Below are 6,262 nucleotides of genomic sequence, written 5' to 3'. Positions count from 1 at the left end.
CCAAGTTCCTAACCAGGATCTACCTGGAAAAAGGGGACACTCTGGGACAGGTTCGAAACCTAAGGTGAATACCCCCTCAATACCAGTCTAATATGATTTTTTTGCACTATTTAAACATACAAGGTGACTCCCGGACCCGGAATAATCTGATGTATACATTCGAGGCTGCAACTATTTTATATACATGCGATTCCTTTTTACTACAACACTTCTTCTCTTCTCCCTCTGTCCGTTATTTTTCCACTGTTCTGAACCGGTTAAAAAACCAACCGCGCTTCAGGTCTTTGTAAGTATCCCTCCACAGAAATACTTTGTGGAGAAAATCGGAAAAGGTCTTCTCGATGTGAATGTATTGATTCCGGCCGGATCATCACCACACTCCTATGAGCCTAAACCAGCTCAACTGGCCCGATTAAGCCAGTCAAAGCTCTTTTTTGCTATTGGTGGGGATTTTGAGAAGGCCTGGCTGCCCCGGGTCAGCAAAGATCTGCATCAGTTAAAAATTGTATATGCAATCAACGAAACAGAAAATGACCACTCTTCTGATCATCATGAACATTCTCACGGGCTCGATCCTCATATCTGGCTCTCCCCTGAGCTTGTGCTGAAACAGGCAGATACAATTGCCGCTGAACTTGCACTTCTGGATTCTGTAAACAAAGAAGTTTACCTGAAAAACTGCGAGGCGTTTAAAGCAGAGATCAGGGAGCTGCAGCAAAAGATTCGTTCCTTGTTGAGAAATTGCAGGCCTGGGCAACCATTTATGGTCTTTCACCCATCCTGGGGCTACTTTGCGGAAGAGTTTGGCCTGACTCAGATTTCTGTCGAAGTCGAAGGAAAAGAGCCGGGAATGAGGGAGATGGAAAGTATCATAAGGAAAGCCAGGGAGAGCAGGATAAGAACCATTTTTGTGCAGCCGCAGTTCTCAAGGAGAACTGCTGAAGTCATAGCCGGGCAACTGAAAACTGAAATCGTAATTGCCGATCCGCTGGCTGAAGACTGGCCCGGCAGTCTGCTTAGTCTCGCTGAATCTCTGGGAAAAAATGAATAGTAAAGACTTTTGCATAGAGTGCCTGAATGTTACCTTTTCTTATGGTCCGAATACAGTTGTAAAGAATGCCTCTTTTTCTGTTGCCGCAGGAGATTTCCTGGGGATAATCGGGCCAAACGGGGGAGGGAAAACAACTCTGCTGAGATTGATTTTAGGGGTGCTCAAGCCTGACAGCGGCACTATTCGTCTCCTTGGGGGAGATCCCATTAAGACAAGAGTCAGAGCGGGCTATATTCCTCAGGAAACCAATCTTAACAAGGGATTTCCCATTTCTGTTCACGATGTGGTGATGATGGGGCTGACCAGGTCACGGGGAATCGGTCGATTCTTTACAAGTGATGATAAAAAGCGGACTGATGAGATACTTGAGCAGTTTGGACTGCTGAGTTTCAGGAAAAGGGCAATAAGTGATCTTTCCGGCGGACAGCGGCAAAAGGTGCTCCTGGCAAGGGCACTGGTTGCAAATCCGGAAATCCTCTTCCTTGACGAGCCTACATCCAGTGTGGATGCCACAGGAGCAGATGATATTTACGAGTACCTGCAAAACATCAATAAAAATGGTACTACAGTGGTGCTTGTCACTCACAATATCGGTATACTCTCCCGGTATATCAAGTCGGTCGCCTGCATCAATACCGAGGTTTTCTTCCATCCCGACGGTAAACTTGATGAGCACAGTATAAATCGGACCTTTGGCTGTGCCGTCGATCTGATCGCCCACGGAGTTCCACACCGGGTTTTCCACACTCATGGGGAGACCTGTAATCATGCCTGATTTTCTTCAATATGAATTCATGAGAAATGCATTTATTACCGGAGTTCTGGTCAGTATTGCCTGTGGAATCGTTGGAACTCTGGTTGTGGTAAACAAGCTCTCCTTTCTGGCAGGTGGAGTTGCACATGCCGCCTACGGTGGGCTGGGACTGGCAACATTTCTCGGAATATCTCCTGTAAACGGGATTATTCCCTTTGCTCTGGGATCATCGCTGCTTATGGGGGTTGTTTCCCGCAGGAACAAGGAGCGTTCCGACACGGTTATAGGGGTGATGTGGGCTGCAGGAATGGCCATCGGGATAATACTGATAGACCTTAAACCGGGCTACTATGTAGATCTCATGAGCTATCTTTTCGGCAGTATTATGGCTGTATCACTGCAGAATATCTTTCTGATGCTCTTGCTTGATGCAATAATAATTTCATGTGTGCTTTTCCTCTATAAGGAGATTCTCGGTATCTCTTATGACGAGGAGTTTGCATCTATCTCCGGAATCCCGGCAAGGATACTTTACTATATCATACTGATGCTTATTGCCCTTACGGTAATAATGCTTATCCAGGTAGTCGGATTGATAATGGTAATAGCACTGTTTACGATTCCGGCTTCCATCGCGGAATTGTTTACAAAAGATTTGAAGCGGATGATGATTATGTCATCGGTGCTCGGGATGTTCTTTACAATCACTGGACTGATTATCTCTTACAGTTTTAATTTTACCGCCGGTGCTTCAATTGTGATTTCTGCCTGTGCGGGCTATGGTCTGGCTGTTCTTCTGAAAAAAGCGGTATTAAAACACAGACTGCAATAGAACTAAAAAACGAAGGGACTGTCACAATGCATTACAGAGAGTTCGGTAACACGGGGTTCAAGGTTTCAGAAATAGGACTTGGTACATGGCAGTTCGGAGGAGACTGGGGCAGTATTTCAGAGACTGATGCAGGATCAATACTTAATGAGGCCCTTGAGCAGGGTATAAACTTTTTCGACACTGCCGATTGTTACGGTGCCGGGAGGAGTGAGTCGATTATAGGCGGTTTTCTGAGTGACAGAAAAGATGTGTTTATCGCCAGCAAACTGGGTCGTCTTGAGGGATATCCCGACAAGTACTCTCTTGAACTCTTTCGCAGATGTGTAGAGAACTCCCTCAGAAGACTCCGCAGAGACACCATCGACCTTATCCAGTTACACTGTATTCCCGGAAGTTATCTGGAATCAGGGGAGGTTTTTGACTGGCTTCGGGTACTTCGTCAGGAGGGTAAGATCCGGTTTTTCGGGGCAAGCGTAGAGACAATCAGCGAGGCGCAAACTTGCATGCGCCAGAATGATCTTACCTCTTTACAGATAATCTTCAATGTGTTCCGACAGAAACCAGAGGAGATTTTCAGCAAAGCCGCGGAAAAGAAAGTGGCTCTTATTATTCGCCTTCCTCTGGCAAGCGGACTTCTGAGCGGTAAATTTACGAAAGATTATAAATTCGCTGAATCGGATCATCGCAGCTACAACCGTGATGGAGCTGCTTTCAGTGTGGGGGAGACCTTCTCAGGTCTTGAATTTGAATACGGCGTTGATCTCGCCGGGCAGATAAGATCTCTGGTTCCCGCCTCGATGAATATGGCTCAGTTTGCATTACGATGGATACTGGATCACCCTGAGGTGAGCACAACTATTCCCGGTGCATCAAAGACAGGACAGGTAAAATCAAATGCACTTGCAAGCTCAATGCAGCCGCTTGACTCCAGGATTCACTCGGAGCTTAAATCCTTTTACAATACGAAAGTAGAGGGATTTATCCGGGGAAGGGTATAATAGAGAGATTAAACTCCGGTATGGCCGAAACCGCCTGCTCCCCGCTCTGTCAGGGCTATATCATCCTTCTCGATAAATTCAGCATTCGCAGCAACTGACATGGGCACAACCTGGGCTACCCGGTCACCCCTTTTGACTGTAAAGGGTTGATCTCCAAAATTGGCCAGTATGATTTTAACTTCTCCCCTGTAATCAGCATCGATAGTTCCTGGGGTATTGAGTACAGTGACTCCGAATTTGAATGCAAGGCCGCTTCTTGGCCTGACCTGAACCTCCATACCCTGTGGAATCTCAAAGCAGAAACCTGTGGGGATAAGTGCCCTTGATCCGGGTTCGATCACCAGATCGCTTTCCACTGCTGCACAGATATCACATCCGCTCGATCCCGGAGTCATCCGGCGGGGTAGAGGGATGTCTGAAGCGTGGTCGAGTCGTTTTACTGCTATTTGATTCATACATTTTTCCCAAATAAAAACGGGGCTGCCATGAAGGCAACCCCGTCAGACTTGAAATATTTACCTTAGAGAAGAGCTTTGCGGCTCAGTTTCACTTTGCCGAAACGATCAAAGCCGATCAGTTTAACACGAACCTTGTCACCCACATTGAGGACATCTTCGACTTTTTCCACCCTGGTTTTGTCGAGTTCTGAAATGTGAATCAGTCCCTCTTTACCAGGCAGAAATTCCACAAACGCTCCGAAATCCACAACCGTCTTCACAACAGCATCGTAAACCGCACCAAGTTCCGGTTCAGCAACTATGCCTTTTATCTTATTCAGAGCGGCATCACGCTGCTCTTTATTGACCGCTGCGATCTGTATCGTACCATCATCTTCGATAAAGATTGTAGTGCCTGTTGTTTCCTGGATTTCACGCACTACTTTTCCGCTTGGTCCTATGACTTCCCGGATTTTTTCCTTATCAATTGTTATGGTGCTTATGCGTGGGGCATAAGCTGAGAGCTCTTTGCGTGACTGCGGTATTGCACTTTCCATTATGTCAATAATTTTCATCCGTGCAATTCTGGCTTTTTCCAGAGCCTCTTTCATTATCTCTGATGTAATCCCATGGATTTTAATATCCATCTGAATAGCTGTTACACCATCTCTGGTACCGGCGATTTTAAAATCCATGTCTCCGATATGATCCTCTGTACCCAGAATATCTGTAAGGATAGCGTAATTGTCACCCTCTTTTATAAGCCCCATTGCCACACCGGCCACATGGCTTTTTACAGGAACACCGGCGGCCATAAGCGACAGGGATGAACCACAGACCGAGGCCATGGAGGATGAACCGTTTGATTCCATGATTTCAGATACAACCCGGATAGTATAGGGAAAACTCTTTTCATCCGGAAGAACCGGTGCAAGAGATCTCTCGGCCAGATGTCCATGGCCGACCTCACGCCTGCTCACAGATCCGAGTCTTTTTACCTCACCAACGGAGAAGGGAGGAAAGTTATAGTGCAGCATGTATGATTTATCATATTCGCCCTGAATACTGTCGATATGCTGTTCGTCGAGCTTTGTTCCCAGCGTTGTAGTGACCAGAGCCTGGGTTTCTCCCCTGGTAAAGAGGGCGGAACCATGTGCGCGGGGAAGGATATCGAGTTCACAGGTGATATTCCGTATCTCATCGAGTGACCGTCCGCCGATACGGGTTTTCTCTTCGAGAATGGTGCGGCGGATATCATTGCGTTCGATTTCGGAGAAAACAGAGGCTATCTGCTGTTCAGATTCCGGGAAACGCTCGGCCAGAGCGGCCTTCACCTCATCGAGGAGTTCCTTAAGTCCGCCGTACCGTGCTTTCTTGTCACCACGGAAACTGATCTCATGAATACGATCCTTCACCAGGTTGTTGACAGCCTCAAACAGTTCCGGATTGATCTCTTCTTCCGGCACTTCTACCGGTGCAGTTTTACGGGCCTGAGCGATCAGCTCTTTCTGCAGGGCCACAATCTTTTTGATTTCCTGATGTGCAAGAGCCAGTGCCTCGATAAGCTTTTCTTCCGGGAGTTCCGATGCACCGCCTTCAACCATCATGATCGAATCCTCTGTACCTGCTACTACCATGTCAAGACTTCCGGTTTCGGTTTCGGCAAGGGAGGGAAAAACCTTAAGGTTCCCGTTAACCATCCCGACCCTCACACCTGCCACCGGTTCCTTAAATGGAATATCTGAGATGGAGAGCGCACAGGATGCGGCAGTAATAGCCATGACATCTGCATCATAAATGTCGTCTGCTGAAATAACAGTACAGATTATCTGTACCTCATTGCGATACTGTTTGGGGAACAGAGGCCGTATTGGTCTGTCCACCAGTCTGGCGGAAAGTATCTCTTTCTCGCTGGGTCTTCCCTCACGCTTGATGAATCCGCCCGGGATTTTTCCGGCAGCATAGGTTTTTTCCACATAGTCAACTGAAAGAGGGAAAAAGTCTGATTCCGATTCAGCACCGCTGCAAGCGGTTGCAAGGACCATGGTGTCTCCAATACGGGCGATAACTGCACCACCTGCCTGCTTTGCAATACGTCCTGTCTCAAGTGAAACCTTTATACCATTGACTTCGGTTTCTGAAAAGATACGAGCCATTAATTGAACTCCTGACTTTTAAAGTATGTAGACT

General features: G+C 47.1%; 6 protein-coding genes. 4 read left to right on the top strand and 2 right to left on the bottom strand.

Annotated features, from left to right (window positions below; genetic code table 11):
• The first annotated feature begins 184 nt into the window (after window positions 1-184).
• The 4 genes from GX089_12155 to GX089_12140 are packed head-to-tail and all read left to right on the top strand — an operon-like array spanning window position 185 to window position 3,635.
• The gene (locus GX089_12155) at window positions 185-1,051 is read left to right on the top strand and encodes a zinc ABC transporter solute-binding protein (GenBank protein NLP03241.1); all 867 of its coding nucleotides are present in this window, start codon (window positions 185-187) and stop codon (window positions 1,049-1,051) included.
• Complete coding sequence (locus tag GX089_12150) at window positions 1,044-1,826, top strand: metal ABC transporter ATP-binding protein (protein NLP03240.1); 783 nt, start codon at window positions 1,044-1,046, stop codon at window positions 1,824-1,826. The genes GX089_12155 and GX089_12150 overlap by 8 nt, the downstream gene beginning before the upstream one ends.
• Window positions 1,819-2,637, top strand: coding sequence for a metal ABC transporter permease (locus GX089_12145; GenBank protein NLP03239.1), 819 nt, complete (start codon window positions 1,819-1,821; stop codon window positions 2,635-2,637). Before GX089_12150 ends, GX089_12145 begins: the two co-directional genes overlap by 8 nt.
• Before the next feature lie 26 nt (window positions 2,638-2,663).
• Window positions 2,664-3,635, top strand: a complete 972-nt coding sequence (locus GX089_12140) for an aldo/keto reductase (protein NLP03238.1) — start codon at window positions 2,664-2,666, stop codon at window positions 3,633-3,635.
• 8 nt (window positions 3,636-3,643) lie between these two features.
• Here the strand turns inward: GX089_12140 and dut are convergent, their stop codons facing one another.
• Complete coding sequence (dut, locus tag GX089_12135) at window positions 3,644-4,090, bottom strand: dUTP diphosphatase (protein NLP03237.1); 447 nt, start codon at window positions 4,088-4,090, stop codon at window positions 3,644-3,646.
• A gap of 65 nt (window positions 4,091-4,155) precedes the next feature.
• Window positions 4,156-6,228 (bottom strand): polyribonucleotide nucleotidyltransferase, encoded by a 2,073-nt coding sequence (locus tag GX089_12130; GenBank protein ID NLP03236.1) that lies wholly within the window; start codon window positions 6,226-6,228, stop codon window positions 4,156-4,158.
• Between the last annotated feature and the right edge of the window lie 34 nt (window positions 6,229-6,262).

This window comes from Fibrobacter sp., assembly GCA_012523595.1.
In the GTDB taxonomy this organism is placed as follows: Bacteria; Fibrobacterota; Chitinivibrionia; order Chitinivibrionales; family Chitinispirillaceae; genus JAAYIG01.
Note: the sequence above shows the minus strand (reverse complement) of the source record. Positions and strands in the feature narration are given on the sequence as shown.